This is a genomic window from Actinoallomurus rhizosphaericola (genome assembly GCF_024055675.1).
GTDB classification, from domain to species: Bacteria; Actinomycetota; Actinomycetes; order Streptosporangiales; family Streptosporangiaceae; genus Actinoallomurus; species Actinoallomurus soli.
Genome location: NZ_JAMXMW010000003.1, coordinates 130,169 through 156,069, shown reverse-complemented (window position 1 = coordinate 156,069; position 25,901 = coordinate 130,169). Strand labels below are relative to the sequence as shown.

Sequence of the window (25,901 nt, the reverse complement as noted above, 5' to 3'; positions counted from 1 at the left end):
GCGCGGTCCGGCCCCCGGTGGCCCGCCGGGGCGGGCGCTCCGGCGGAAACTTTTGCCGTTTGAGGACACCGCTTTGCGGGCACCCGCTGCTGCCCGCCGCGATAGCTGGGAAGTTACTCCTTGTATCTCACTCGATACGAGGAGTGACTCGCATGAAGAAGTTCTTCAAGTGGGGGGGCCTGGCGTTCCTGGCGTTCTACCTCATCAGCCGGCCGCACAGCGCGGCGAACGTCGTGCACGGCGCGCTGGGCGGCATCAGCGGCGCGGCCAACTCACTGTCCACCTTCGTCAGCGACCTGCCGAACCGCTAGGGCCGCTGTTCCGAGGATGATTCGAGCAGCGCGGCCAACTGGGCCGCGTTGCGCTGGGCATGGTCGCGGTAGCAGTTGTTGAGGAGCACGTGCGTCGTGTCGGCGTCCTCGGCCAGGCGTTCCAGCTTCGGCGCCCATTCCCTCAGCTCCCGCTCCGAGTACAGGTAGCCGAAGCGCTCGTAGATGTTCTTACTGGTCCACTTGTCCGAGTGACCGTGGAAACGCACGACGGCCAGGCCGGACGTCGCGGAGAGCACCGGCGGGATCGAGCTCGGATGGCCCTGCGGCATGTCCACGCTGACGTACGGCACGTCGTACCGGCGCAGGAAGTCCAGGGTCTCCTCCCGGTTGTCCTCGCTCATCCACGTCCGGTTGCGGAACTCCACGCAGACGCGCATCGGATCGCACCTGCGCCTCACCTGGAGGATGTACTCCTTGTTCGCCCGGCCGATCGGGAACCACTGCGGGAACTGGAACAGCAGCGCGCCGAGCCGGCCCGCCTCGTGCAGCGGCCACAGCGCGTCGAGGAACCGCTGCCACACCTCCTCCACCACCTCGCCGGGGACGTCGCGCAGGTAGACCGTCCTCTTGTCGGGCACCCGCTCCCGCAGCTCCTTGTACAGCGCGTCCCGGCGGGTCGGGTGCTGCGTCAGCAGCGAGAAGGCCTTGACGTTGAAGGTGAAGCCCGCCGGCGTGCGGTCCCGCCAGTAGCCGACCGTCCGCTCGGCCGGAGGCGAGTAGTACGTGGAGTCGACCTCGACCAGCGGGAACCGCGAGGAGTAGTACTTCAAGCGATCCTCGGCCGTCTTCACGTCCGGCGGGTACCAGCCGCTCTCCAGGAGGGTCTTGTCCGTCCACGACGCCGTGCCGACCAGGATCTCGCCCATGAATCAAGACTAGGATTTCGGACTGTGTCGATCTATGACGTGGACATCGACCGCCTCGAGGGCGGCCCCGCGGACCTCGGTCAGTACCGCGGGAAGAGCGTGCTCATCGTGAACGTCGCCTCCAAGTGCGGGCTCACCCCGCAGTACGAGGGACTTCAGCGGCTGCAGGAGACCTACGCCGACCGCGGGTTCACCGTGCTGGGCGTGCCCTGCAACCAGTTCGCCGGTCAGGAGCCCGGAAGCCCGGAGGAGATCGCCGAGTTCTGCTCGACGACGTACGGCGTCGACTTCCCGCTCACCGAGAAGGTCGACGTGAACGGCGAGCACCGGCATCCGCTGTACGCCGAGCTCGTCACCGTCCCGGACGCGTCCGGCTACACCGGCGACATCCGGTGGAACTTCGAGAAGTTCCTCATCGGCCCGGACGGCACGGTCGTGGCGCGGTTCGACCCGCGCATGGAGCCGGACACCGACGAGGTGATCGGGGCGATCGAGGGATCCCTGTCCTGATCCAGGTCGCCGTGTGCGGTCCCCGCGACTGCACCGGCGCCGAGCGCGACGCCGCGCACGAGGTCGGCAGGCTGCTGGCCGAGCGCGGCGTCGTGGTGTTGTGCGGCGGGTACACCGGCGTCATGGCGGCGGTGACGGAGGGCGCCCGCTCCGCCGGCGGCCTGGTCGTCGGCGTGCTGTCCCGGTCCGACCGGGAGGGCGCCGCGCCGGGGCTGAGCGCGGCGATCGCCACCGGGATGGGCGAGGCGCGCAACGCCGTGCTCGTGGCCTCCGCCGACGCGGTCATCGTCGTGGGCGGTTCGTGGGGGACCCTGTCCGAGCTGGCCCTGGCCATGCGCCGGGGCGACGTCCCGGTCGTGCAGCTGGGCGGCTGGCAGGTCCTCGACGAGCGCGGCGAGCCGCTGCCGGGCGTCACGCGGGCCGCGGACGCGGAGGAGGCCGTTCGCCTCGCCGTCCCCTGAGCGGCGGCGGGCCGGAGAGCCCTGGTACGGCGGCAGGGACCGGGGCGAGGGGCCTCAGGACAGCAGCGCCTCGATCCGCGCGACCGAGTCCGGGCCGGCGAGCTCGACCGGCGGGACCGGCCCGTCGGCGAGCCGGTCGGCCAGCGCGGACACCGCCTCGGCCCGGCGGAGGACGTAGTCGACCTCCTCCTCGCCCGGCGCGCGGCCGCCCAGCAGGACCGCGGCCTCGACGAGCGCGAGATGGCCCGCGTCCACCGCCATCCCGGGCCCGGCGGTGCGCCGGAGCCGTTCGTACGCGGTGACGAGACGGCGCACCGAGGAGTGGGACACGTCCAGGGGAATGCCGCGGTCGAGGGCCCTGGAGTGCCGCCGGAGCCGGCGCCGGCGCACCGCGCGCAGCGTCGCCGCCTGCGCCGGCAGCGCGAGGCCCAGCGCCAGGCAGGCGACCGCCACCACGCTGAGCCAGGCGGGGAGGCCGGCCGCGATGACCGCGGCGAACAGGACGGCGCCGCCGGCCGCGAGCACCACCTCGGGGATCCCCATTCCCCTCTCCTGGTCTTCGGCCGGTCCGCCGCCGTCCGCCAGGACCGGCGGGTCGATGAGCGGACCGGGCCGGTGCGGGACGATGACCTGCGACGACATGATCCAATTATCGACCGGCCCGCCCGCCGTCAAACGGACGTACGACCGTGGCGTCCGGGATCGGCCGGGGTTCCGGCCGGGGAACCGAAGCACGTTCTAGTATGGGCGGCCAGTGGAGGTGGCGTCATGGCCAAGTGGACCACCGATGACATCCCGGACCTCACCGGGACACGCGTCATCGTCACGGGCGCCAACAGCGGGATCGGCCTGCGGACCGTGCTCGAACTGGCCCGCCACGGCGCGACCGTGGTCCTCGCCTGCCGGAGCGCCGAACGCGGCCGGGCGGCGCTCGACCGCGTCCGCGCGGCCGTGCCGGACTGCGACATCGCGCTCGGCTCCCTGGACCTGGCCGACCTCGGCTCCGTCCGGGCGTTCGCGGAGGAGCAGGGGGAGCACGGGCTCGACCTACTGATCAACAACGCGGGCGTGATGGCGCCGCCGCACCGGACCACCGCCGACGGGTTCGAGCTGCAGTTCGGCACGAACCACCTGGGCCACTTCGCGCTGACCGGCCTTCTGCTGCCCGCCCTGCTCGACCGGCCCGGGGCGCGCGTCGTCACCGTCACGAGCATGATGCACCGGCTCGGGCGCCTCGACTTCGACGACCTCGACGGCGAGCGCCGCTACCGCAAGTGGGCCGCGTACTGCCGGTCCAAGCTGGCCAACCTCGTCTTCGCCAAGGAGCTCGACCGCCGCGCCGGCGGCCGGCTGGTCAGCGTCGCGGCCCATCCGGGCTACGCCGCGACCAACCTGCAGCAGGCCGGGCCGCGGATGGCCGGCAGCAGGATCGGCGAGCTCGTCCAGGGGCTGGGCACCGCGATCCTCGCGCAGTCCGACGCCGCCGGCGCGCAGCCCACGCTGTACGCGGCGACCGCCGCCGGCGTGCGCGGCGGGCAGTGCTACGGACCGCGCGGGCCGGGACAGAGCCGAGGCGCCCCGCGCCGGGTGCCGACCCTGCGCGCCGCGGACGACCCCGGGCTCGGCCGGCGGCTGTGGGAGATCTCGGAGGAACGGACCGGCGTCACCTACGACGCGCTCGGGGCGAGGACGGACTGACGCGTATCGGGGCTCAGGAGAGCGGCCCGGCGGACGGGTCCCAGTCGAGGGTGGCGGGGATCGCGCCCTCCATGGTGAGCAGCCAGCGCTTCACCTCGACGCCGGAGCCGCCGCTGTAGCCGCCGAGGCCGTCGGAGGCCACGACCCGGTGACACGGCACGACGATCGGGATCGGGTTGGAGCCCATGATCGAGCCGATGGCCCGTGCGGGCACGCCCGTGCCGCTGAGGCCGGCGAGCCGCCCGTAGGTGACCGTCTCGCCGTAGGACACGCCGGCGTACAGCTTCTCCAGCACGTCCCGCTGGGCGCCGGAGGTGTGGCGCCAGTCGATCGGCAGGTCGAACGCCCGCAGATCTCCCGCGAAGTAGCCGCTCAGCTGCTCCCGCACGGGCTCCGTCCGCGCCGGGGCGTCGACCAGCGGCAGCCTCGCGCGCAGGAGCGCGCGGGCGCGGGGCGTGTCCCGGAAGGACAGCCCGCACAGGCCCTCCGCGGTGCAGGCGAAGGCCAGCCGCCCCAGCGGCGTCTCCAGTGATCCGATCGCGACGTCCACCCTCTCTTCCTATCAATTCGCGGGCACCGGACGCTCGCGGAAATCCGACATCGCCGTTCCCGCGCAACCCCGCGTACGGTGGCGGTCGTGACGGAGACGGCGGCCGAGTGGATGGACGCGGCCCAGGCGGCCGCGCGCCTGGGCGTGAAGCCGGCGACGCTGTACGCGTACGTCAGCCGGGGCGTGCTGCGGCGGCGGCGTTCGCCGGACGGGCGGCGCAGCCTGTTCGACCCGGCCGAGGTCGAGGAGCTGGCCCGCCGGGGACGGCCGCGACGGCCGCCCGGCGCGAGCGAGCTGGTGATCGAGTCGCGCGTCACCGCGCTCGGCGACGACCGCCCGTACTACCGGGGGCGCGACGCCCTCGTCCTGGCGGCCTCCCGCGACTTCGAGGCCGTCGCGGAGTGGCTGTGGACCGGCGCGGACCCGGGGCCGCACGAGGATTCCGGGCCGCCCGGCGCGCAGCCGGGGCGGTACGGCGAAGGCCCCGGATCGTCCGCCGGTCCTGAGCCGGCGCGGCACGCGGAGGGCTCCGGGTGGTCCGGTCCGGAGCCGGGACGGTACGGCGGAGATTCCAGGTCGTCCGGTCCGGAGTCAGGGCGGCATGGCGAAGGCTCCGGGTCGTCCGGTCCTGAGCCGGGGCAGGACGGCGAGGGTTTCGGGTCGCCCTGGGCGCGCTCCGGGCCGGGGGCCCCGTGGTGGCGGTCGCGGCCGGAGGCGGTGGCGGTCGCGCGGGCGGCGCAGTCCGGGCTCCCGGAGGAGACGCTGCCGCTGGACCGGCTCCAGGTGATCACGGCCGCCCTCGCGGCGGCCGATCCGCTGCGCCTCGTCCTCGATCCGCCCGCCGTCATCGCCGTCGGCCGGCAGCTCATCGCCGGCATGGTCGACTCCCTGCCGCCGGTCGGCGACGGCCTCGCGGGCGAACGGCCGGCCCTCGCGGCAGGCCCGCCACCGGGAGAAGCCGCGGCCCTCGGCTCAGGTCGGCCATCGGGAGAGGCGGCCCTCGGGTCGCGCCGGTCATCGGGAGAGGCGGCGGCCCTCGCGTCAGGCCCGCTGCCGGGAGAGGCCGCGGTGTCCGGATCGGGCTCGCCGCGGGAAGAGGCCGCGGCCCGCGTGCCGGGGACGCGGCGGGAGCCGTGGCCCGCGCAGGGCTCGATCGCGGCCCGGCTGTGGCCGCGCCTGACCGCGGAGGAGCCGTGGCCCGCGGCGGTCCGTGCGCTGAACGCCGCGCTCGTCCTGCTGGCCGACCATGAGCTGGCCGCCTCGACGCTCGCCGCCCGGGTCGCCGCCTCCGTGCGCGCCGATCCGTACGCCGTCGTGACCGCCGGGCTCGGCGCGGCGGGCGGTGGCCTGCACGGCGGCGCCTCGCTCGGCGCGGAGGCGCTGCTGGCCGAGATCGGGGCGCCCGGCCGCGCGGCCCGGGTGATCGGCGAACGCCTGCGCCGGGGCGAGCGCGTCCCCGGCTTCGGCGGTGTCGTCTATCCGGCCCGGGACGGCCGCGCCGGATGCCTGCTCGACCTCGTACGCGCCGCCGCGCCGGGCCACGAGCGGCTCGCCGTCGCCGAGGCCGTCCGGGCCGAGGCGCGGAGCCGCGGCCTGCCCGGCGTGAACATCGACTTCGCGCTCGCGACGCTCGGGGCGGTGACCGGCATGCCCAGGGGAGCGGGCGAGGCGATCTTCGCCGTCGCCCGTACCGCGGGCTGGCTCGCGCACGCGCTGGAGGAGTACGCGCGGGGCACGCCGCTGCGCCCGCGCGCCATCTACACCGGCCCGCCGCGCGACCGGTGAGCGCGCCCGGTCTCGGGGACGCCCTGGGACGGGTGAGCGCTCCCGGCCTCGGGACGCCCTGGGACGGGTGAGCGCGCCCGGTCTCAGGGACGCCGCGTGACGGGTGAGCACGGCCGTCGTCCTTGGGGCGGACCCGAACCAGGGTCCGCCGCGGGGGCGGGTACGCTCAAGACGTGCGACGGTTCTTCAGGCCCGGCTGGCTCGGACTGCATGCGATCGCCATCGTGCTGATCGGCATCTTCATGCTGGCCGGCTGGTGGCAGCTGGAGCGCGCCCAGGGGGGCAACCTGCAGAGCTGGGCGTACGTCATCGAGTGGCCGATGTTCGCGATCTTCGTGGTCGCCATGTGGGTCCGGATGGTGCGCGACGAGCTGCGCGGCGAGACGAACGCCGACCCGGGGACGGTGACGCCGGCGGGAGCCGCGCCGTCGCCCGTGATCGCTGACATCGACGACGAGGACGACGAGGAGCTGGCGGCCTACAACCGCCGCCTCGCCCGACTGAACGACGAGGCGGCGCGCCCCTGACCGGCGCCGGCCTCACGGAGGGACGACCCTTGCAAGGAGCGGTGACCCGCTATCGCGTCATGGCGTACGTGACGGGCGTGCTGCTGATCGCGCTGTGCTTCGTCGCGGTGCCGCTGAAGCTCTTCGCGCACAACGGTGTGCTGTCCACCGCCATCGGCATCCCGCACGGCATGATCTGCTACCCGCTGTACCTCATCACCGCGTTCGACCTGTACCGCCGGGTCCGCTGGCCGCTGGGGAAGATGGTGCTGATCGTGCTGGCGGGGATCATCCCGTTCCTGACGTTCTACGTCGAGCGGCGCGTGGTGGCGGAGCTTCGCGAGCGGACCGTCCCGGCGGCCGGCGCCGACGCGGCGGTCTGACTTCACGATCACCTCTGGACGGTACGGGCGCGCGGGATTATCTTTGACTGCGTCAACTTAATCGTTGAGGTGGTCAATGAATTCTGTCGTGTCGCCGGACCGGGTCGACGCCGTCCGCGCCTTCAACCGCTTCTACACCTCGGTCATCGGCGTGCTGAACGAGGGACTGCTCCAGACCTCGTACTCGCTCACCGAGGCCAGGGTCATCTTCGAACTCGCCCGGCGTGACGCCTGTGAGGTCGCCGACCTCCGCCGCTCGCTCGGCCTGGACGCCGGCTACCTGAGCCGGATGCTGACCCGGTTCGAGGGCGACGGGCTGATCGTCCGTGGCCGCGCCGAGGACGACGCCCGGCGGCAGTCGGCCCGGCTGACCGACCGCGGCCGGGAGGTGTTCCAGGACCTGGACTGCCGGTCCGCGGCCCAGATCGAACAGATCCTGGCCGGCCTGCCCGAGGACGAGCAGCGCCGGCTCCTGGGTGCCATGGCCGCCATCGAGGAGATCCTGGGAGAGCGTCCCCGGTCGGCGTCCTACCTGCTGCGCCCGCTCGGTCCCGGCGACCTCGGCTGGGTCGTCCAGCGGCATGGGGCGCTGTACGCCGCCGAGTACGGGTACAACACGACCTTCGAGACGCTCGTCGCCCGCGTCGTCGCCGAGTACGCCGAGAGTCATGGGCCCGGCGAGAACGCGTGGATCGCGGAGATCGACGGCCGGCCCGCCGGAACGATCTTCTGCGTACGGGAGAGCGAGCGCGTCGCGCGTCTCCGGCTCCTCCTGGTGGAGCCGTTCGCGCGCGGCAGGGGAGTGGGCGGCCGGCTGGTCGAGGAGTGCGTCAGGTTCGCCCGCCGGTCGGGGTACGAGGAACTCGTGCTGTGGACCCACGACAATCTCGGGGACGCCCGCCGCCTCTACGAACGCGCCGGGTTCGAACTGGGCGAAGAGGAGCCGTCCGAGGAGTACGGGCCGCGCCTGACGGAGCAGACCTGGCGCCTGAAGCTCTGAGCAGGGCACTGGCCCGCGGCGTCGTATGGTCCGCCGCGGGCCAGTGGGACCGTTCGAGTCGAGAGGGTTTCAGGCGTCAGTCCATCCAGGCTCCTTTCGCGTGCGCCGAGCCGGCGGATCGGGGCGCCGGGCCGACGGCGGAACTCGGGAACACCGCCGGCCCGGCCGGGTGGCGCCGATGCGATGGGGGCGTACCGCACCGGCACCGGAGGACCTGGAGGGCCGGGTGCCGTGCGCAGGCCCGGAACGAGTGGGGGGAAATCACCCGCCGGTGTCGCACGGTCATGCCGGCCCTCCTCGAATCGCAGGCGATGGGCGGGGCCCGGAGTGTCCCCGGCGATCCCATCACGTGGCGTTGCGATCTCGTTACTGTGAGTACCCATCGACCATGCGGGCGTAAACACAGGTCAAGCGAGAAATCTGCGACCGGCCCCGCCGGGCAAAGATCACGTCACCGGTCCGCCGGTCACGGTCGGTGGCGGCCGGCCCGCTCGATGACGCGTGCGCCGACCTCGGCGACCGCCGCGGCCGTCCACTCCAGGCCGGGGCCGGCGACGGTGATCTCGGTCATCGCGATGCCGGGCACCTCCGTGTCCCGCCACCCGCCCGCGAACCAGACCTTGTCCTCCTCGGCGAGCGCGAGCGCCGCCTCGTCGAGCGCCCGCGCCGGGTGCGGCAGCCACAGGCGGAACTGGTGGGTGTGCGGCGGCTCGGGGAACACCCGCGCGCCGGGCAGCCCGGCCAGCGCGGCGGCGACCGTCCGCGCGTGCCGTACGTACTCGGGGACGCGCGGCAGCTCGCGGTCGAGACCGGCCATCGCGGCGAGCGCGGCGGGCCACTGCTGGAACACCTGACCGCCGTAACGGTGCCGCCACACCCGTGCGTACGCGGCGAGGTCCCGCTTCCCCGCGAGCGCCGCGCCGCTGATCCCCTCCAGCGTCTTGTAGAACGAGACGTACGTGCTGTCGGTCAGGCCCGCTATCTCCGCGAGCGAGTGCCCGAGGTAGGGCGCGGACTCCCAGATCCGCGCGCCGTCCAGGTGCAGCCACGCGTCGATGTCGCTGACCGCCGTCGCGACGGCGGTCAGCTCCTCCCAGGTCGGCAGCACGAAGCCGGCGTCGCGGAGCGGCAGTTCGACCACGACGGTGCCGACCGGTTCGGCGAGCGCGCGGATCTCCTCGGCCGTCGGGTTGCGGAGCGCGGTCGTCGGCCGGACGCTGCGCAGGCCGGTCAGCCAGGAGTACGCGTACCGCTCGTGCAGTTCCTGATGGCCGAGGGGATGCAGCGCGACCGTCGTTCTGCCCGTGGCCTCGGCGCCGAGGCGGAGCGCGACCTGCTGGGCCATGGTGCCGGTCGGGAAGAAGACGGCGGCCTCCACGCCCAGGAGGCCGGCGACGCGCTCCTCCAGCGCCGTCACCGGCCCGCCGTCGTAGAAGTCGGGCAGGGCGTCCAGGTCCCCGGCCCCCTCGATCTCGGTGAGCAGCTCCCGCATCGTCGCCGGCCGGGTCCCGGACAGGATCCGGTCGCAGCCGCGTATCGCGGCCAGGCGGCGCTCGCGTGTGTTCTCGGGCACCGGCAGATCGTCGCACAGTCCTCAGCCGGGTCTCCAGGGGAGAGCCGGGCCACATATTTGACCGTTCGATCTAGATATGGCTAGGGTCCGGGCTGTGCGGGAAACCCAGGACAGCTGGCTGGCGGCAGGTGGGGCGTCGATCGAATCCGCAGACGATCCGCTCGAAAGCAGAACGATCGATCAGGTATGGTCATCGATCGCCTACGTGATGCTCGGGACCGTCCAGCTCACGCTCGTGGCGGCGATCACGGTGATCACCGTCGCGCTGCCGGCCATCCGGCGGGATCTGCGCCTGGACGACGCCGGGACCGTGCTGGTCACCTCCGCGTACGGCCTGGCGTTCGGCGGGCTGCTGCTCCTCGGCGGGCGACTGGCGGACTCTCTCGGACGCAGAAGGGTCTTCCTCATCGGCGCGACCGTCTTCGGCCTCGGCTCGGCGGCGGCCGGACTCGCCCCGGGCACGGGAGCCATGGTGGGCGCCCGGTTCGCCCAGGGGGTCGGCGCGGCGCTGGCGGCGCCGGCGGCGATGGCGCTGGCGGGCACGCTGTTCCCCGACCCCCGGCGACGGAGCCGGGCGATGGCGGTCTGGGGCATCCTGAGCAGCGCCGGCGCGACCGCGGGCACCGTGCTGTCCGGAGTGATGATCACGTGGGTGCCGTGGCGCTGGGTGTTCCTGGCGCCGGTGCTCGTGTCGGCCCTCGCCGTGGCCGCGGTACCACGCCTGTTCCCCGCCGACCGGCCGGCCGGCGCGGCCCGGATCGACTGGCCGGGCGCGGTCCTCGCGACGACAGGCCTCGCCGTGGTGATCTACGGGCTGCAGCGCTCCGCCGGGGCCGTCTTCGGCGGTGTCCTGCTGCTCGCCCTGTTCGGCCTGGCCGAGCGGCGTTCCGCGGCCCCGCTGACACCTTTGCCGTTCCTGGCCCGGCGCGCGCTGCCCCTGGTGGCCGTCATGTTCTGCGCGGCGGCGATGGCGACCGCGTCCTTCATGCTGTCCCTGTACCTCCAACAGGGACGCGGCCTGTCTCCGCTGCGGACGTCGGCGATCTTCCTGCTGTCCGCGCCGCCCCTCCTCGCCGCCGGGCCGCTCACCGGACGACTCGCCCCCCGCCTCGGCGCGCACCGCGTCCTGGCGGCCGGCTCGGCCACCGCGGCCGTCGGGCTCGGCCTGCTCAGCCTCCTCGACACGCCCTACGCCGGCCTCGTCGTCTTCCCCCTCGGCGCCGGCATGACCTTCTCCGCCGCCCTGCTGGCCACGCTGCACGGCGTACGGGACGACCAGGCCGGGCTGGCGGGCGGTCTGGTCAACACCGCCATGGAGGTCGGCCCGCCCGTCGGGCTCGCGTTGCTGATCCCCATCGCCGCCGCCCACTCCCCGGACCCCGCGAGCGGCTACGGCTTCGCCCTGCGCGTCGCCGCCGCCGCGCTCGCGACCACCGCCCTGTGCGCGGCGCTGCCGCGCCGTACCCGATGAGAACAAGGAGAGACGATGTCCGCACGCTTCACGCACAAGGTGGCCCTCGTCACCGGTGGCGGCTCCGGGATCGGCCGGGCGACCGCGCTCGCGTTCGCCCGGGAGGGCGCCACCGTCGTGGTCGCCGGCCGGAACGCCGAGTCGCTCGGACGCACCGTGGATCTGATCGAGGGCGAAGGCGGCCGGGCCGACGCCGTACCGGCCGACGTGTCCTCCGCCGAGGACGTGGCCCGCCTCGTCCGGACCACGGTCGAGCGTCACGGCGGCCTGCACATCGCCTTCAACAACGCCGGCACCCTCGAGGCCGGGCCGCTCGCGGACATCGACGAGGCCGCCTGGGACCGTCAGCTCGCCGTGAACCTCACGGGCGTCTTCCTCTGCATGAAACACGAGATCGCCCACATGCGCGCCCACGGCGGCGGCGCGATCGTGAACACCGCCTCGAACCAGGGAACGCACCAGCGGTTGCCGCTCCTCGGCGCCTACGCGGCCTCCAAGGCCGCGGTCAGCGTGCTGACCCGCGCGGCGGCGAAGGAGTACATCGGCGACGGGATCCGCATCAACGCGATCAGTCCCGGCCCGATCGAGACGTCGATGTCCCTGCGGCCCGGCGAGAGCGAGGCCGACCGCGCCGAACGCCTCAAGACCGCGCTGCCGATCGGCCGCGCCGGCACCCTCGACGAGGCCGCCGCCGCGGTCCTCTGGCTCGCCTCGCCCGAGGCGGGGTTCACCGTCGGCCACGACCTCGTCCTCGACGGCGGTGCCAGCGCCTGATCCGCCGGTTATGGTCGGATCATGCCGGTCCTGGAGATCTCCGACCTGATCGGCGCGTGGGATCCCGCGACGGGGGCGCGCCTGCCGGTCGACAAGGGCGAGGTCGTCGCCCGGCTGCGCGCGGCGGGCGACCGCCGCGCCGTACGGATCGTCGAGCGGATGCCCGCCTGCGATGGGTTCCTGGACCCGGAGGCGGTGGACCGGCTGTTCGTCCGGGTTCACACGGAGCTGCAGCGGCTCGGCGAGGAGATACGGATGGCCCAGCGGTTCGCGGAGCTGCTGGAGCCGCTCGTGGCCACGGCCCGCCGCGCCGGATTCGGGCCGCTGCGGATCGTGGACGTCGGATGCGGCATCGGCCCCGTGACGAGGGCCCTGGCGGCCTCCGGGACGCTCGGCGGCGACGTCGAGCTGATCGGAGCGGACCTCAATCCCGTTCTGGTCGCCGAGGCGACGAGGCTCGCCGAGGACGAGCGGCTGACCTGCCGGTTCGTCCGCCGGGACGCCTTGGCGCTCGACGAGCCGGCGACGTTCTACATCTCCAGCGGTGTGCTGCACCACCTCCCCGCCGCGTCGCTGCCCGGGTTCTTCCAGGCCCAGGACCGGCCCGGTACCGCCGGGTTCGTGCACTACGACATCGCGGCGACCCGCCTCGCGCCCCTGGGCGCGTGGGTGTTCCACCGGGCCCGGATGCGTGAGCCGCTGGGCCGCCACGACGGGGTCGCCTCGGCGCGGCGGGCGCACGGTGACGTCGTGCTGCTGGACGCCGCGTCGTCGGCGGAGGGGATGCGCGCCTTCCTGTTCGCGCCGCCGCGCCACGCGAATCCGTGCTGCGCCACGATGCGGCCGGTCATCGGAGTACGGCCCGAGCTCACCGAAGGGTTGCGGCGGGGACTGGGCCGCCGGGCACGCGGTCTCACCGGCGCCGACGGCGTACGGGGCGGGCCCGGTGGGGCACGGGGTGGTGCCGGCGCGGCGCGGGGTGGTGCCGGTGGGGCGCGGGGTGGTGCCGGTGGGGCGTGGGGCGGGCCCGGCGTCGTACGAGGCGGCGCCGGCGGCGTAGGGGAGGGGACCGGCGGCGGGCAAGGGGCTGTCGGAGACGTGCGGGAGGGGCCCGACGGCGTGCGAGGCGGGGTCGGCGGGGTGCGGAAGGGGACCGGTGGATGACGTGGGTTCCGGCTCAGGACGTCATGGTCCCCGCGCTCCTCGCGGCCCTGGCCGTCACCGACGGGGCCTTCGCCGGGTTCCGCGCCGCCGCGGGCCGCAACGCGCGCATCCGCAGGCGGGCGTACACCGTCACGGCGGCCGGGCGGGGCGCCGCGGTGGCGCTGGTGGATCTCGCCGCCACCGCCGCCGTGTCACTGGCGGACCTGGGCCGACGCTACCCGGCTCTGCTCGCGGCCGGGGCCAGGATGCTCGCCGTCCTGGCGCCCTTTGCCGTTCTCGTCGTGCTCTCGATCGGGGCGTACCTCCTGCTCCCCACGCGGGAGGGCGCCTTAATGGTCGTGGTCGGGCTCGGACCGTTCACTCTCGCCCGCCCCATCGTGGTGGCGGGGGCCGTGGCCGCCGCCTGCCTCGGCAGCCGCGACCCGGTGATCTGGGCCGCGGCGGTCACGGCGGCGGTCGGCGTCCTCACGGTCGAGCCGCTGGTGCACCGCCGCTGGTACCGCGAGCCCCTCTGAACCCGGCTCCTGCGGACCCCGGCCGGCGCGGGTCGAGTTCGAGTTCGAGCTCATGGCGGGCGGGGATGCCGTCCAGGCCGGTCGCCGGGATGGACGGCTTCAGCGCTCGCGACCGGGCGACGGCGTCGCGGTGCAGGGCGGTGAGGTCGAAGCCGTACCGCTGATAGAAGCGCAGCGCCCGCAGGTTGTCATTGGTCGTGACGAGCCACAGCCGTACGGCGCCCGCGCCGCGCGCCGCCTCGGCCACGGCGTCCACCAGCGCGGTGCCCACACCCGCGCCCTCTCGTACGGAGTCCAGGGTGACGAGTTCGCACTCCCGCCCGTCGAGGCGGTACGTGACGACCCCGGCCCGTACGCCGTCGAGGTGGGCGACGAACCCGGGTAGCGCGGTCGTGTCGTGAGCGACGCCCCGGCTGACCGAGACGACCCCTCCCCAGCGTTCCGTGAACAGCTCCCGCATCCAGGGAAGGTCCTCGGCGCTCAGCGGCCGCACGGCCGGCCGCGACGTCTCATCATGATCAGAAAGAGCCATCACCCCATCCTCACGCGGACCGGGACCCCCGGCAACGTACGCGGAGGCGCCGCCCGCTGCTCGCCATCAGGTGCGACGGCCGATGGTGAGGACGGCGGACCAGTGGCGGGTCAGTCGTCCATCCGGGCGCGTGGCGAGGAGGCGGCGCACCTCCCGGAAGAGGTGCTCGCGCTTGGCGGGCTCCATGGCGATGTGGCCGGAGAAGGTGCCGAGGAGGGCGATGTACTCCTCGGCGGTGTAGCGCCGGGCCCAGACATGGCGCCGTGTCCCCACGACCGCGAAGCGCCCGGAGGCCTCGAACTCGGCGGCGGTGGGATCGGGCCGCTCCCCGGGCGACGGCGGTGGCCAGACGGCGCCGTCGCCTTCGCCGAGTTCGTCGTAGACCTTCTGGATCTCGGTGAAGAACGGGTCGAAGCCGACAGGGAACGCGTGCCTGGCGTCCCACACGGCCAGGTGGCCGCTTCGGGGGAGGAGATCGGCGGCCTTCGCGTACTTGACCTCCGGATCCACCCATCTCCACGCGGTGGCCGCGTAGACGAGGTCGAAGCGGGCGCCCGGAGGCGGCCGCCACTCCTCGAACGAGGAGGTGATCACGGAACTGTCAGGGAACTCCGCGAGGTTGCGCCGCGCCTCCGCCGCCAGGACGGGACCGAGCTCGACCGCGGTGATCGAGAAGCCCATCCGCGCCAGCGGCAGAGTGGCCTTCCCCGGCCCGCAGCCGACCTCCAGGAGATGCGCCGGCGGCCGGAGCCCCGTCATCGCGAGCAGGCCGGCGTACAGGTCGGCCGGGTAGTCGGGCCGTGCGGCCTGGTAGTGCGAGGCCGCGCGGTCGAAGGTCTCCCGCAGTCGGCGATCGGTCATACGAGCAGTCTGACAGCGTCGGCGAGACGTTGAGAGGCCGAGATCACTGGCGTTCGCCGAGCTCCCAGGGGCGGCGACCGCCAGCGATCAACTCCGGGTCCGCCGCTACCCGACCATGAGCCGGTGCCGTTCCGGGCCGGTCAGCGTGACGGAGGCCAGGTACCGCGTCGCGGCCGGTTCCCGACCGGCCGGCCCCGGGGAACGGGCGGCGGCGTGCCGGCCGAGCGTCAGGCCGAACTCCTCGGCGCGGGTCTCTTCGCCCGTGGCGTGGGGATGCAGCGCCGCCAGCGCCTCCTCGACTTCGGGAGCGGGGTATCCGAAGAGGTCGATGCCCTCGTAGACGACCGGGACGGCCGCCGGGGCGAGCGGGAGAGGATCGCCGCGCCGGGCGAAGCGGATCTCGTCGAGGCCGGGGGCATGACCGCCGGGACCGGGACCACCGCTGACGCTGACGACGAGATCCTCGTACTCGGCGAAGAACGCCCATGCCACGCCGGCCGCTCGTGATCTGATGCAGAGCCGCTCCTCGCGGACGTCGGCCAGGGTCGAGATCGCCCACTGGGCTCGGTGCTCGGACATCCCGAACCTCAGCAGCCCTGCCCGGTGGGGGAGCTCGACCCCGACCTCGGGCAGCAGGGTGAACATGCAGAGCTCCCTCGTGATCGCTCAGTTCCGGCGAGCCGGGGTCCCGCCGGACGCCGCGGCCTGGTCCCGGCGCACCTCCGCTGTTCGCCCGGGCGTCCAGGCGGTGAGGATGCGCAGGGCATCGTGCGAAGGGGAGCCGGGCTCGGCGGTGAGGACCATGAGCCGCTGCCCGGAGCCGTCGGGGCTGCTCCAGGTGTCACAGTCAAGGGTGAGATCGCCGACCAGCCGGTGGTGGTAGCGCTTGGTGCCGTAGGCGGCGCCGTTGACACGGTGCTCGGCCCACCAGGTGCGGAAGTCGGTGTCCTGGACGGAGAGCTCGCCGACGAGCCGTGCGAGCTCCGGGTCGTCGGGGTCCGCGGCGGCCTCCATGCGCAGCGCGGCGACGGCGTCGCGGGCGTCGTGCTCCCACTCCCGGTGCATGCCGCGGATGGCCGGATCGGTGAACAGCAGCAGCAGGTAGTTGCGCCGGCTCGCCGGGATCAGCGAGAAGTCGGTGTACAGGGCCGCGGCACCGGCGTTCCAGTCCAGGATGTCCAGCCGTCGGCCCAGGATGATGGCGGGCGTGCCGGTGAGCTGGTCGAGCAGGCGCCGCATGGCGGGCCGTACGCGCTGCGCGGCCCGCCGTCGGCGCGGCCGGGCATCGGCCTTGCCCGCGAGCTCGTACAGGTATCTCTGCTGGTCGTCGTCGAGACGCAGCGTACGGGCCAGGGTGGTGAGCACCGACGCGGACGCTCGGACCCGGCCCTGCTCCAGCCGTGTGTAGTAGTCCACGCTGATCGCCGCGAGCTGCGCGACCTCCTCGCGGCGGAGTCCCGCGACCTTGCGACGGGAGTCCGTGTCCGGCAGGCCGAAGTCCGCCGGCGCCAGCTGTGCCCGGCGGGCCTTCAGGAACGCGCCGAGTTCGCTGCGATCAGGTGCGGGAGTCATGCCGTCCATTGTCACGCCCGCGGCAGGAATCTGAGAGGGCACGTTCTTTCCCAGCCAGGAACCCGCCTCTTTTGCGCGCCCGGAACCCCGGCGACCGTGGAGACACGCCCGGCACAGTGCCGGACCCGGAGCCCACCCTCTCGGCGCGGCACCGCTGCGACAGCGAAACGGAGAATCCCGTGGCGAAGATCGACGTCACCTTCGACAGCGCCGGCATCCCCCTCGCCGGTCACCTCCACCTCCCCGACGTTCCGTCGGAGGGCCCGCGCCCGGCGATCATCGTCGGCCACCCCGGCACGGGCGTCAAGGAGCAGACCGCCGGCCTGTACGCGCGGCTGCTGGCGGACACGGGCTTCGTCACGCTCGCCTTCGACGCCGCCTACCAGGGCGAGAGCGGCGGCGAGCCCCGCGGCCTGGAGGACCCCGCGCACCGCGTCGAGGACATCAAGGCCGCCGTCTCCTTCCTCACCACCCGCCGTGAGGCCGACCCGGACCGCATCGGCGTACTCGGCATCTGCGCCTCGGGCGGCTACGCGCTCTCGGCCGCGGCGGGCGATCACCGCATCAAGGCCGTCGGCACGGTGAGCGCCGTCGACGTCGCCCGGCAGTTCCGCCTGGGGGCCGACGGAGCACAGGACCCGGCCGTCTTCCAGGGCATGCTGGACGCCGCCGCCCGCGCGCGGACCGCTGAGGCCCGTGGGGAGGAGCCGCCGGTCCTGACCCTCTTCCCCGACACCGCCGAGCAGGCCCGCACGCTCGGTGGAGAGCACGGCGCCGAGGGCTTCGAGTACTACCGCACTCCGCGCGGCCGGCACCCTCGTTCGGGGAGCTTCATGACCTGGACCAGCGTCGACAGGATGGCGGCCTTCGACGCCTTCGCCCCGGTCCCGCTGATCGGGCCGCGGCCGCTGCTCATGGTCGTCGGCACCCGCGCCGTCACCTCGTGGATGAGCGTCGAGGCGTTCCAGCGCGCCACCGGCCCCAAGGAGATCCACTGGGTGGACGGCGCCAGCCATGTCGACCTCTACGACCAGCGGCGGTACGTCGACCCCGTCGTCGAGAGGCTCGCCGGCTTCTTCGCGAAGAACCTGAGCGAATGAGGCGACCCTGCCGGGGGGCTACGCCTGCGCGGCGGCGTGGCGAAGGTGGCGGCTGACGTCGCCCGCGGTGTGCCGTCCTCGTACACGATCAGTGTGTCAAGGCGAGCAGAACGCTCGCATCACCGTACGGGACCGCGTCGGCGGGCGTGGCCGCGAGGCGGCGTACCGCTTCGACCGAGCTTAGAACTCAGCGGTGACGCTCTCTCGCGGACCTGAGTGCGTCGAGCGTGGACTGGTCCGGCCGGTCGAGGGCGGCTTTCGACTCGTCGACGAGGCCGGTCAGCCGGGTCACCTCGGCGTCGGTCAGCTCTGCCGCGATGTCGGCCGCGGCGACGTTGGCCCGCAGGTGCTCAGGGTCCTTCGTGCCGGGGATGACGACCACGGCGGGTGACCGGCGCAGCAGCCAGGCCAGCGCGATCTGGGCCGGAGCCACGCCGAGGCGCCGCGCGGGGCCGGTCAGCTCGTCGTAGCCGGTGAGCCGCCCGGAGGCCAGCGGGTAGTAGGGGACGAACATGATGCCCTGCGCCTCGCAGTCGGCGAGGACCTGCACGCCGCTGCGGTCGAGCAGGTTGAATCGGTTCTGCACGGCGACGATCGGCGTCATCTTCCGCGCGCGGGCCAGCATCTCCGGTGACGCGCCGGACAGCCCGATGCGACGGATGAGCCCTTGCTCGCGCAGCTCCACCAGGACGCCGAGCGAATCCTCCAGCGGTACGTCGCTCGGCGGACCCGGATAGTCGCCGCCGAGCCGCAGGTATGTCAGCTCGCTGGTCTCCGTGCCCAGGTCGGCCAGTGCCTCGTGCACCTGTCGGCGGACGGTGTCCGGGTGGTCGGTGATGATCCACGATCCGTCCGGGCCACGCCCGGCGCCGACCTTGTTGCCCACGATCACCCCGTCCGGGAACGGCCGCAAAGCTTCGCCGATCAGCTGGTTGACCGTGCGTGGCCCGTAGGCGTTCGCGGTGTCGAAGAACGTCACTCCCAGCTCGACCGCCAGGCGCAGCACCTGCCGCGCCGAGTCGAGGTCGTCCGGTGGTCCCCACACGTTCGGCCCGGCGAGCTGCATGGCTCCGTATCCGACACGGTTCACTGGTCTCTCCCTGGATGTATCACTGACACGCTGAAGTGCGTGGCACTGTTCGAGTCAGTGATACGCCCAATGCCGTAACATTGCAACGTGGACGATGCGAAGATCCGTACTCGGCGGCAGATCATCGAGGTGGCGGCCGAGATCCTGGAACGGGAGGGCGCCCATGCGGTCTCCACCCGCTCAGTCGCCGCGGCGGCCGGCATCCGCGCCGCCTCCCTGTATCAGTACTTCGGGGACAAGGACGGCCTCCTCGCGGCCCTGGCCATTCATGGCTTCGACCTCTACCTGGCCGAGAAGCACGCGCTGGCGCGCACCGACGACCCGGTCGCCGACATGCGCCGAGGCTGGGACACCCACGTCGACTTCGGCTTGCGCCACCCGGCCCTCTACCTGCTGATGTACGGCACCGATCGCCCCGGCCGCCGTCCGCCCGCCGCCGATGAGGCCAATGCCTTCCTGCTGAGGTTCCTCGACCGTGCCGCCGACGCCGGGCGCCTCCGGGTCCCGCCCGTTCTCTCCGCCCGCCTCTGCCTGGCCGCCGTCACCGGCGTCACCCTCTCGCTGATCGGCACCCCGGCCGAGGATCGCGATCCGGAGCTCTCCCCGAGGGCGCGCGACATCCTCATCGACTCCCTCATCACCGACCCGGCCCCGGCCGCCGGCTCTGGCCTCGCCTCCCGAGCCCTCGCCCTCGACGCCGCGATCGCCGCCGCGGGAGAGGACGGCTTCCCCCTCCGTCCGGCCGAGACGGCTCTCCTGCGCGACTGGCTCGACCGGCTCGCCCGCTGATCTACATCGCCGGCCTACAGCCGGCGGCCGCGGGTCTGGTGCTTCGTGTCGTAGTCCCGGCGTGCCTGTTCGACCTTGTCCAGGTTGACGGACCATTCGGCGAGTGTCACGAAGAGAGGTGCCAGGCTGCGGCCCAGGTCGGTGATCTCGTACTCCACCCTGGGCGGGACCTCGGGGTGATAGGTGCGCACGACGAGTCCGTCGCGCTCCAGTTGCCGTAGCCGCTGGGTCAGCACCTTGGGAGTGATCGTGCTGATGCGGCGTTCGAGTTCCACGAAACGCTGCCGTCCGTACTCGTTGAGCGTCCACAGGATCGGCGTGGTCCACCGGCTGAAGACGATGTCGACCACGGGGGCGATCGGGCAGGCGGCGCGGTGGCCTTCGCCTGGGCCGCCCGCCATCCCAGCCGGGTGCGCGGGGCATTGCGTTCACCGAGACGATCGTGAAACCCATGTCCTGGGAGGAGTTCCCCGAAGGCGGACGTGAACTGTTCCGGTCGATCAAGACCGGGGTGCCAGCGAGGCGATGGTGCTCGACCGGAACGCGTTCATCGGCTTCTCGGCGTGGAGACCCCGGCCTTCAGGCCGGGGGAACGCCGTTCCCTCCTCGTATTGTCGGTGGTGGTGTTTAGGGTGCGGGCATGCGGTTCCGGCTTGCGCCCACGCCCGCCCAGGAGCAGGTGTTGCTGGAGCACTGCTCCCACGCCCGATATGTGTGGAATCTCGCGGTCGAGCAGCATCGGCATTGGCGGCCGGGCCGCAAGAGCGCGCCAGGCTATGCCGAGCAGTCGCGCCAGTTGACCGAGGCCAGGCGGGCGTTCGCGTGGCTGGGGGCGGGGTCGCAGACGGTGCAGCAGCAGGCGTTGCGGGACTTCGCCCAGGCCCTGAGCAACTTCTTCGCGGGCACGCACCGGCGGCCGACGTGGCGTAAGGCGGGTGTGCATGAGGGGTTCCGGATCGTCGGGCAGCGCGGCAAGGCCTGGGATGTGCGCCGGTTGTCCCGCAAGGTCGGGCAGGTGTGGATTCCGAAGGTCGGCTGGGTGCGGTTCCGCTGGTCCCGGCAGGTGTCCGGCATCGCGAAGTCGTTTCGGGTAAGGCGGGATCGGGCGGGTCGCTGGCACGTTGCGTTCGCGGTGATCCCGCCGCCCGTCGACGGGCCAGGTACCGGACAGGTCGTCGGCATCGACCGCGGCGTGGCCGTCTCGGCGGCCTTGTCCACCGGCGAGCGGCTGTCGGTGCCCGGCCTGCGTGCCACCGAGGCCACACGCATGCGGCGGTTGCAGCGCAGGCTGGCGCGCGCGAAGCGCGGGTCGAACCGCCGCGCCCGGGTCAAGGCCGCGATCGCCCGGGTCAAGGCGCGTGAGAGCGACCGGCGCAAGGACTGGGTGGAGCAGACCTCCACTGATCTGGCCCGCCGGTTCGATCTCATCCGGGTCGAGGACCTGAAGGTCAAGAACATGGTGCGGTCCGCGCGCGGCACGACCGCCGCGCCGGGAAGGAACGTGCGGGCCAAGGCCGGGCTGAATCGCTCCATTCACGCGGCCGGCTGGGGTCTGCTGGTGACCCGTCTGGAGCAGAAGGCGCCGGGCCGGGTGGAGAAGGTCAATCCCGCGTACACGTCTCAGATCTGTCATGCCTGTGGGCATTGCGTTGCGGAGAGCCGTGAGAGCCAAGCTGGTTTTTCGTTGTCGCGCCTGCGGGCATGTCGATCATGCGGATGTGAACGCGGCCAAGAACATCAGAGACATCGCCGTCGGGCGGACGGTGACAGCGCGGGGAGCCCTCCAGCCGTTGGGCGGGGCCGTGAACCGCGAACTTCAACCTGTTCTCTCCTCCGGGTAGGGATCGGGTTGGAATCCCCCGCCTTCAGGCGGGGGAGGACGTCAACGAGATGCTGCCCGGCAGCGTCGCGGGCCCGCTCGCCGGGGAGGACCTCGACACCTACCGCCGGCCGTACCCGACGCGGGACAGCCGTCTGCCACTGCTGCGGTGGGCGCGGTCGATGCCGCTCGGCGGGGAACCGGCCGACGTCGTGGCCCGGGTCGACAGGTACGACGACTGGCTCGCGCACAGTGCCGACGTGCCGAAGCTGTTGCTCACCTTCCAGCCCGGCCCCGGGACGATGATGGGACCGGAACTGATCGAGTGGTGCGCCGCCGAGATGGCCGGTCTGGAGATCGCCGAACACGACCTCGTCGCAGGTCACCACACCCCGGAGGACCAACCCGACGCGATCGCCGCGACCATCGCCGCCTGGATGGACGAGCACGGCCTGCGAAAGGACGCCGTTTCTGCGGGCTGAGCACGAGTCGCGCCTGTTGACCTTGACACAGTGACAAGGTCTTCACTGTGGTCAGGGAGGTGGTCCCGGTGACCATGCCGGAACAGGACACGGAGACGATGCGAGTTCTCCAGGGGCTGGAGAGCGGTAATCCGTCCGTGCGGCTGCAGGCGGCGATGGCGGTCGGGTCGACCCCGGACCCGAGGTTCGTCGACCGGCTGATCGAACGATGCGCGATCGAGCCCGAGTTCTTCGTGCGCGAGATGCTCACGTGGGCGCTCACCCGCCACTCGTCATCGATGACGCTTCCGAAGCTCGTCGATGAACTCCGCTCGGAACGGGTGCAGGCGCGCAGCCAGGCGTTGCACACCCTGTCCAAGATCGGGGATCGGCGAGCGTGGCCGGCGATCACCCGGGCGCTGCTGACCGACGCCGACGACGAGGTGGCGCGGAGCGCGTGGCGGGCGGCGGTCGTACTCGTGCCCGAAGGTGAGGAGTCCGAGCTGGCCGGAGTGCTGGCGACACAGCTCGGGCGCGGCGAGCGTGAGACGCGGTTGAGCCTCAGCCGGGCGCTGATCGCGCTCGGTGAGGCGATGGTGTCGGCCCTGCGCGCTGCGATGATGGATTCCGACCCTCGCGTGCGGGAGCACGCGATCGCCACGGAACGGCTGTCGCGCGACCCGGATGCCGGATTCGAGTCCGCGATCGAGGAGGCGAAGCGCCTCGTGGCCCTCGGCACGACCGGCGAGGAGGAGCGGTAGACGGTGTTGATCGGTGATGTGGCACGGCGGTCCGGGGTCAGCGCCCGCATGCTCAGGCACTACGAGTCGCTCGGCCTGGTACGGCCGATGAGCCGTACCGAGGCCGGCTATCGGGCGTACTCCGGCGAGGACATCCGGCGGATCTTCCATATCGAGAGCCTGCGGTCCTTGGGGCTGTCGCTGCGCGAAGCCGGGAGTGCGCTGGATGATCCGGGTTTCAAGCCCTCCGAGCTCATCGACGACCTCATCCGCCGGACGCGAGAACGCATCGCGGCCGAGACGGAACTGCTCACGCGACTCCGCCGGATCGATGCCGCGGAACCCACGGGCTGGGAGGACGTCCTCCAGGTCGTCGCGCTCCTCCAGGCCCTGGGATCGGAGAGCGCCGGGAGGCGCCAGCGGGCGGCCCTGTCCTCGGCCGAGGAGGTCCCGGTGCCGGTGGAGGCGCTGGTCGAGGCGGTGTTGAGCGAGACGGACCCGAACGTCGCCGGAGCCCTTCGATGGGCTCTGGCGCGATCGGGCGATGCCGGATTGGCGCTGCTGGCGGAGGGCCTCGGCTCACCGGAGGCCGAGGTACGGAAACGCGCCGTCCAGTCCATCGCCGAGATCCCGGACGCCGCGGCGACCACGCTGCTGCACGAGGCCCTCACGAACTCCGACGTCGTGGTCCGCAGGTGCGCGGCTCTGACGCTCGGGGCACGGGGAGTGGCCGACGCGATCCCGACGCTCATCGACATGATCGTCGAGGAGGTGAACGACGTTGACGCGGCCGACGCGCTGAGTGGGCTGGCGAGTGATCCCGCGCTGGCCGATCAGATCGCCACCGGGCTCATCGACCGCCTCGCCCGCGCCGCCACTGATCCGTCTACGCGTCGACGGCTGACGGAGGCGCTTGCGGACATCCCGGGAAACACGACATCACGTGCTCTCGCAGATCTGTCGCATGACGAAGACCGTGCCGTCGCGCTTACCGCGACATACATCCTCAAGCTACGGGACCATGCAGGTGTTCGCCCGGTCGAGTCGCCGTACGGCCCGGAGAACGGCTGATCCTCGCCGTACGAGATCAGGTGGGGCTGTCACCGCGCCGGTCTCCCGTGGCCCCGCTCGCACCCAGAGAACTCATCCTTGTCACCTGAGGCCCCTGGGGCTAATGTTTCTGCAACGTTGCAATTGCAACGTTGCAGAAACAGGAGCTGCGCATGGTCCTTGCCCTCCGCCCTCGGCCCGACACAGCCCGCTCGCGCTTGCGGCAGCTGGTGGGCATCCTCCTCACGGGGCTCATCCTCACCGGCGTCAACCTGCTCAGCGGGCCGCCCGCCGCCAGCGCCACTGACATCGGCAGAGTTCTGTACTCGCCTAACATCTCGGCCAATCCGAACGAGGACGCGAGCTATCCGCGTGTCATCCGGCTCAGCCACAGCGGCAATGCCAACGGCACCATCCTGGCCACGTTCTCGCACTCCGGTGTGAGCGGCAGGAAGGCCGACTTCCCGATCTACCGTTCCACCGATGACGGGCATACCTGGTCGGCGTCGCCCATCGGCACCGTCACCGACACCGTCCATGGCTGGGACCTCGACGGGCCGACCTTGTTCGAACTGCCCCAGGCGGAGGGACCGCTGCCCGCCGGAACCTTGCTGGCCGCCGGTACCGCCTGGATCCACGGCGACTACACCCAGCAGGCGATCGAGGTCTTCACCAGCACAGACCAGGGCGCGACGTGGAGCTACCGCAGTTCATGCACGTCCGAGTCCGGCCTGGCCAACTCCCAAGGGCACGGCATCTGGGAACCGGAGTTCGCCATCGCCGGCGACGGCAGCCTTGTCTGCTACTTCTCCGACGAACGGCCCTCGACGAACGGCTACAACCAGGTACTCGCCCATGTAAGGAGCACCGACGGCGGCGCCACCTGGAACAGCGAGGTCTACGACGTCGCAGTGCAGGACAATGTGCAACGCCCGGGCATGGCCACGGTGGTGAAACTGCCCAACGGCAGCTACGCGATGTCCTACGAGGACTGCAAGAACGGCTACGACCCAGACCAGGCATGCTCGGTCTACCTCAAGACATCGGTCGACGGGCTGTCGTGGACGCCGGTGTCCGGGCTCGGCAGTCTCGTGCAGACGGCCGACAACCGGCATCTGCTGCACACGCCCTACCTGGCCTGGTCGCCGATCGGCGGCAGCAACGGCACGCTGCTCATGTCGGGGCAGCGCGTCATCGCGGGCCCGGACGGCAACGTCACCGTGCAGCCCGAGTCGGGCACCGTCCTGTTCGCCAACACCAACCTCGGCAGCGGCAACTGGACGGAGACCACCTCGCCGGTCACGGTGAACCCGACCGGCGGGTACGACGCCGGCGAGACGGCCTGCCCGGGCTACAGCTCACCGATACTGCCGTCGGTCAGCGGTGACACCATCCTGTACCTCTCCGGCACCGCGATCAGCAACGGCAAGTGCGAGGTACGCTTCGGCACCGACCTCACACCCGGGCCCACCGGGCAGATCACCGGGCCTGGGACAACCGGTAAGTGCGTCGACGTCGACAAGAACACCGGGGCAAGCGGCAACGGGGTTCAACTGTGGGACTGCGGCATCGCCACCGGCCAGCGATGGTCGGTCGAACCCGACGGTACGCTTCGCGCGTTCGGCAAGTGCCTGGACATCGTCGGCAACGGCACGGCCAACTACACCAAGGTCCAATTGTGGGACTGCGCTTCGGGCGTGGGCGGCCAGCAGTGGCGCGTGCAGGCCGACGGCTCATTGCTCAATCCCCAGTCGGGCCGCTGTCTGGACGACCCGCAGGCCGACACCGCCAACGGCGCCCGGCTACAGATCTACGACTGCAACGGCCTGTGGACCCAGCAGTGGGCGCTGCCCGGCGCGCCTACGGCGCCCATCACCGGACCTGGCACGACCGGAAAGTGCGTCGACGTCGACACCAACACGCCCACTAACGGGAATGCGGTTCAGCTGTGGACCTGCGGCGGAGTGCCCGGCCAGCAATGGTCGGCCGAACCCGACGGTACGCTTCGCGCGTTCGGCAAGTGCCTGGACATCGTCGGCAACGGCACGGCCAACTACACCAAGGTCCAATTGTGGGACTGCGCTTCGGGCGTGGGCGGCCAGCAGTGGCGCGTGCAGGCCAACGGCTCATTGCTCAATCCCCAGTCGGGCCGCTGTCTGGACGACCCGCAGGCCGACACCGCCAACGGCACCCGGCTACAGATCTACGACTGCAACGGCCTGTGGACCCAGCAGTGGAACGTGGCCGTGTAGCGCGGACCATACGGCTCAAGACACGACTTGCCTACCGGCGCACCCTG

Annotated in this window: 29 protein-coding genes and 1 pseudogene; 20 read left to right on the top strand and 10 right to left on the bottom strand. The window is 72.3% G+C overall.

Translation table 11 applies throughout. The features are described from left to right. The first annotated feature begins 152 nt into the window (after positions 1 to 152). Positions 153 to 311 carry a hypothetical protein gene (locus tag NE234_RS08425; protein WP_252778318.1) on the top strand — a complete coding sequence of 53 codons (159 nt, stop codon included), beginning with the start codon at positions 153 to 155 and terminating at the stop codon, positions 309 to 311. Here the strand turns inward: NE234_RS08425 and NE234_RS08420 are convergent. Next, positions 308 to 1,198 (bottom strand): DUF72 domain-containing protein, encoded by an 891-nt coding sequence (locus NE234_RS08420; protein WP_252778317.1) that lies wholly within the window; start codon positions 1,196 to 1,198, stop codon positions 308 to 310. The two genes, NE234_RS08425 and NE234_RS08420, sit on opposite strands and share 4 nt — an antisense overlap. Positions 1,199 to 1,222: 24 nt before the next feature. Between NE234_RS08420 and NE234_RS08415 the strand changes: the two genes are divergently transcribed. Continuing rightward, positions 1,223 to 1,708 carry a glutathione peroxidase gene (locus tag NE234_RS08415; RefSeq protein ID WP_252778316.1) on the top strand — a complete coding sequence of 162 codons (486 nt, stop codon included), beginning with the start codon at positions 1,223 to 1,225 and terminating at the stop codon, positions 1,706 to 1,708. Positions 1,709 to 1,719: 11 nt separating this feature from the next. Next, on the top strand, positions 1,720 to 2,169 hold the full coding sequence (locus tag NE234_RS08410; protein WP_252778315.1) for a TIGR00725 family protein: 450 nt from the start codon (positions 1,720 to 1,722) through the stop codon (positions 2,167 to 2,169). 54 nt (positions 2,170 to 2,223) lie between these two features. On the opposite strand, the gene NE234_RS08405 is transcribed toward NE234_RS08410, so the two are convergent. Next, positions 2,224 to 2,811 carry a hypothetical protein gene (locus tag NE234_RS08405; RefSeq protein ID WP_252778314.1) on the bottom strand — a complete coding sequence of 196 codons (588 nt, stop codon included), beginning with the start codon at positions 2,809 to 2,811 and terminating at the stop codon, positions 2,224 to 2,226. 126 nt (positions 2,812 to 2,937) lie between these two features. Here NE234_RS08405 and NE234_RS08400 point away from each other — a divergent pair, with 126 nt between their 5' ends. Then, entirely contained in the window at positions 2,938 to 3,867 is a 930-nt protein-coding gene (locus NE234_RS08400; RefSeq protein WP_252778313.1) for an oxidoreductase, read from the top strand. A gap of 13 nt (positions 3,868 to 3,880) precedes the next feature. Here the strand turns inward: NE234_RS08400 and NE234_RS08395 are convergent, their stop codons facing one another. Continuing rightward, positions 3,881 to 4,417: a methylated-DNA--[protein]-cysteine S-methyltransferase gene (locus tag NE234_RS08395; RefSeq protein ID WP_252778312.1), complete on the bottom strand. Its 537-nt coding sequence runs from the start codon at positions 4,415 to 4,417 to the stop codon at positions 3,881 to 3,883. 87 nt (positions 4,418 to 4,504) lie between these two features. Here NE234_RS08395 and NE234_RS08390 point away from each other — a divergent pair, with 87 nt between their 5' ends. The 4 genes from NE234_RS08390 (at position 4,505) to NE234_RS08375 (ending at position 8,091) form a co-directional block, all read left to right on the top strand. Beyond that, the gene (locus tag NE234_RS08390; protein ID WP_252778311.1) at positions 4,505 to 6,202 is read left to right on the top strand and encodes a citrate/2-methylcitrate synthase; all 1,698 of its coding nucleotides are present in this window, start codon (positions 4,505 to 4,507) and stop codon (positions 6,200 to 6,202) included. A 173-nt stretch (positions 6,203 to 6,375) separates the two neighbouring features. After that, positions 6,376 to 6,729 (top strand): hypothetical protein, encoded by a 354-nt coding sequence (locus NE234_RS08385; protein WP_252778310.1) that lies wholly within the window; start codon positions 6,376 to 6,378, stop codon positions 6,727 to 6,729. A gap of 41 nt (positions 6,730 to 6,770) precedes the next feature. Then, positions 6,771 to 7,091, top strand: coding sequence for a DUF3817 domain-containing protein (locus tag NE234_RS08380; protein ID WP_252778309.1), 321 nt, complete (start codon positions 6,771 to 6,773; stop codon positions 7,089 to 7,091). Between the two features lie 76 nt (positions 7,092 to 7,167). Next, the gene (locus tag NE234_RS08375; protein ID WP_252778308.1) at positions 7,168 to 8,091 is read left to right on the top strand and encodes a bifunctional helix-turn-helix transcriptional regulator/GNAT family N-acetyltransferase; all 924 of its coding nucleotides are present in this window, start codon (positions 7,168 to 7,170) and stop codon (positions 8,089 to 8,091) included. A gap of 466 nt (positions 8,092 to 8,557) precedes the next feature. On the opposite strand, the gene NE234_RS08370 is transcribed toward NE234_RS08375, so the two are convergent. Next, positions 8,558 to 9,664, bottom strand: a complete 1,107-nt coding sequence (locus NE234_RS08370) for a threonine aldolase family protein (protein ID WP_252778307.1) — start codon at positions 9,662 to 9,664, stop codon at positions 8,558 to 8,560. Positions 9,665 to 9,758: 94 nt separating this feature from the next. Here NE234_RS08370 and NE234_RS08365 point away from each other — a divergent pair, with 94 nt between their 5' ends. Genes NE234_RS08365 through NE234_RS08350 form a run of 4 tightly spaced genes read left to right on the top strand, consistent with a single transcriptional unit; the run spans position 9,759 to position 13,588 of the window. Further along, a complete protein-coding gene (locus NE234_RS08365) occupies positions 9,759 to 11,135 on the top strand; it encodes an MFS transporter (RefSeq protein ID WP_252778306.1) in 1,377 nt (458 codons plus the stop codon). Positions 11,136 to 11,150: 15 nt separating this feature from the next. Beyond that, positions 11,151 to 11,909, top strand: coding sequence for an SDR family NAD(P)-dependent oxidoreductase (locus NE234_RS08360; protein WP_252778305.1), 759 nt, complete (start codon positions 11,151 to 11,153; stop codon positions 11,907 to 11,909). A 21-nt stretch (positions 11,910 to 11,930) separates the two neighbouring features. Continuing rightward, the gene (locus tag NE234_RS08355) at positions 11,931 to 13,073 is read left to right on the top strand and encodes a methyltransferase domain-containing protein (RefSeq protein ID WP_252778304.1); all 1,143 of its coding nucleotides are present in this window, start codon (positions 11,931 to 11,933) and stop codon (positions 13,071 to 13,073) included. After that, entirely contained in the window at positions 13,070 to 13,588 is a 519-nt protein-coding gene (locus NE234_RS08350) for a hypothetical protein (protein WP_252778303.1), read from the top strand. Before NE234_RS08355 ends, NE234_RS08350 begins: the two co-directional genes overlap by 4 nt. Here NE234_RS08350 and NE234_RS08345 read toward each other — a convergent pair. The 4 genes from NE234_RS08345 to NE234_RS08330 form a co-directional block, all read right to left on the bottom strand. Next, on the bottom strand, positions 13,539 to 14,120 hold the full coding sequence (locus tag NE234_RS08345; protein ID WP_252778302.1) for a GNAT family N-acetyltransferase: 582 nt from the start codon (positions 14,118 to 14,120) through the stop codon (positions 13,539 to 13,541). The two genes, NE234_RS08350 and NE234_RS08345, sit on opposite strands and share 50 nt — an antisense overlap. Before the next feature lie 66 nt (positions 14,121 to 14,186). Beyond that, complete coding sequence (locus NE234_RS08340) at positions 14,187 to 14,981, bottom strand: class I SAM-dependent methyltransferase (protein WP_252778301.1); 795 nt, start codon at positions 14,979 to 14,981, stop codon at positions 14,187 to 14,189. Positions 14,982 to 15,086: 105 nt separating this feature from the next. Next, positions 15,087 to 15,626: a hypothetical protein gene (locus tag NE234_RS08335; RefSeq protein ID WP_252778300.1), complete on the bottom strand. Its 540-nt coding sequence runs from the start codon at positions 15,624 to 15,626 to the stop codon at positions 15,087 to 15,089. Between the two features lie 21 nt (positions 15,627 to 15,647). Further along, entirely contained in the window at positions 15,648 to 16,553 is a 906-nt protein-coding gene (locus NE234_RS08330; RefSeq protein WP_252778299.1) for a helix-turn-helix domain-containing protein, read from the bottom strand. A gap of 179 nt (positions 16,554 to 16,732) precedes the next feature. On the opposite strand from NE234_RS08330, the gene NE234_RS08325 reads away from it, so the two are divergent. Then, positions 16,733 to 17,653, top strand: a complete 921-nt coding sequence (locus NE234_RS08325) for an alpha/beta hydrolase (RefSeq protein WP_252778298.1) — start codon at positions 16,733 to 16,735, stop codon at positions 17,651 to 17,653. Positions 17,654 to 17,840: 187 nt separating this feature from the next. Here the strand turns inward: NE234_RS08325 and NE234_RS08320 are convergent, their stop codons facing one another. After that, complete coding sequence (locus NE234_RS08320; protein WP_252778297.1) at positions 17,841 to 18,743, bottom strand: aldo/keto reductase; 903 nt, start codon at positions 18,741 to 18,743, stop codon at positions 17,841 to 17,843. 87 nt (positions 18,744 to 18,830) lie between these two features. Here NE234_RS08320 and NE234_RS45225 point away from each other — a divergent pair, with 87 nt between their 5' ends. Further along, the gene (locus NE234_RS45225) at positions 18,831 to 19,532 is read left to right on the top strand and encodes a TetR/AcrR family transcriptional regulator (protein WP_252778296.1); all 702 of its coding nucleotides are present in this window, start codon (positions 18,831 to 18,833) and stop codon (positions 19,530 to 19,532) included. A gap of 14 nt (positions 19,533 to 19,546) precedes the next feature. On the opposite strand, the gene NE234_RS08310 is transcribed toward NE234_RS45225, so the two are convergent. Next, the gene (locus NE234_RS08310; RefSeq protein WP_252778295.1) at positions 19,547 to 19,882 is read right to left on the bottom strand and encodes a winged helix-turn-helix transcriptional regulator; all 336 of its coding nucleotides are present in this window, start codon (positions 19,880 to 19,882) and stop codon (positions 19,547 to 19,549) included. Positions 19,883 to 20,172: 290 nt separating this feature from the next. On the opposite strand from NE234_RS08310, the pseudogene NE234_RS45835 reads away from it, so the two are divergent. The 6 genes and pseudogenes from NE234_RS45835 to NE234_RS08290 form a co-directional block, all read left to right on the top strand. Next, positions 20,173 to 21,195 (top strand): annotated as a pseudogene (locus tag NE234_RS45835) (RNA-guided endonuclease InsQ/TnpB family protein); the annotation flags it as partial. Continuing rightward, positions 21,164 to 21,373 (top strand): zinc ribbon domain-containing protein, encoded by a 210-nt coding sequence (locus tag NE234_RS46240; protein WP_454923396.1) that lies wholly within the window; start codon positions 21,164 to 21,166, stop codon positions 21,371 to 21,373. The pseudogene NE234_RS45835 and the gene NE234_RS46240, both read left to right, overlap by 32 nt. Positions 21,374 to 21,422: 49 nt before the next feature. Further along, positions 21,423 to 21,833 (top strand): hypothetical protein, encoded by a 411-nt coding sequence (locus tag NE234_RS08305; RefSeq protein ID WP_252778294.1) that lies wholly within the window; start codon positions 21,423 to 21,425, stop codon positions 21,831 to 21,833. A gap of 74 nt (positions 21,834 to 21,907) precedes the next feature. Beyond that, on the top strand, positions 21,908 to 22,573 hold the full coding sequence (locus tag NE234_RS08300) for a HEAT repeat domain-containing protein (protein ID WP_252778822.1): 666 nt from the start codon (positions 21,908 to 21,910) through the stop codon (positions 22,571 to 22,573). A gap of 3 nt (positions 22,574 to 22,576) precedes the next feature. Beyond that, positions 22,577 to 23,623 carry a HEAT repeat domain-containing protein gene (locus NE234_RS08295; protein WP_252778293.1) on the top strand — a complete coding sequence of 349 codons (1,047 nt, stop codon included), beginning with the start codon at positions 22,577 to 22,579 and terminating at the stop codon, positions 23,621 to 23,623. Positions 23,624 to 23,820: 197 nt separating this feature from the next. Continuing rightward, positions 23,821 to 25,854: a ricin-type beta-trefoil lectin domain protein gene (locus NE234_RS08290; RefSeq protein ID WP_252778292.1), complete on the top strand. Its 2,034-nt coding sequence runs from the start codon at positions 23,821 to 23,823 to the stop codon at positions 25,852 to 25,854. The last annotated feature ends 47 nt before the right edge of the window (positions 25,855 to 25,901 follow it).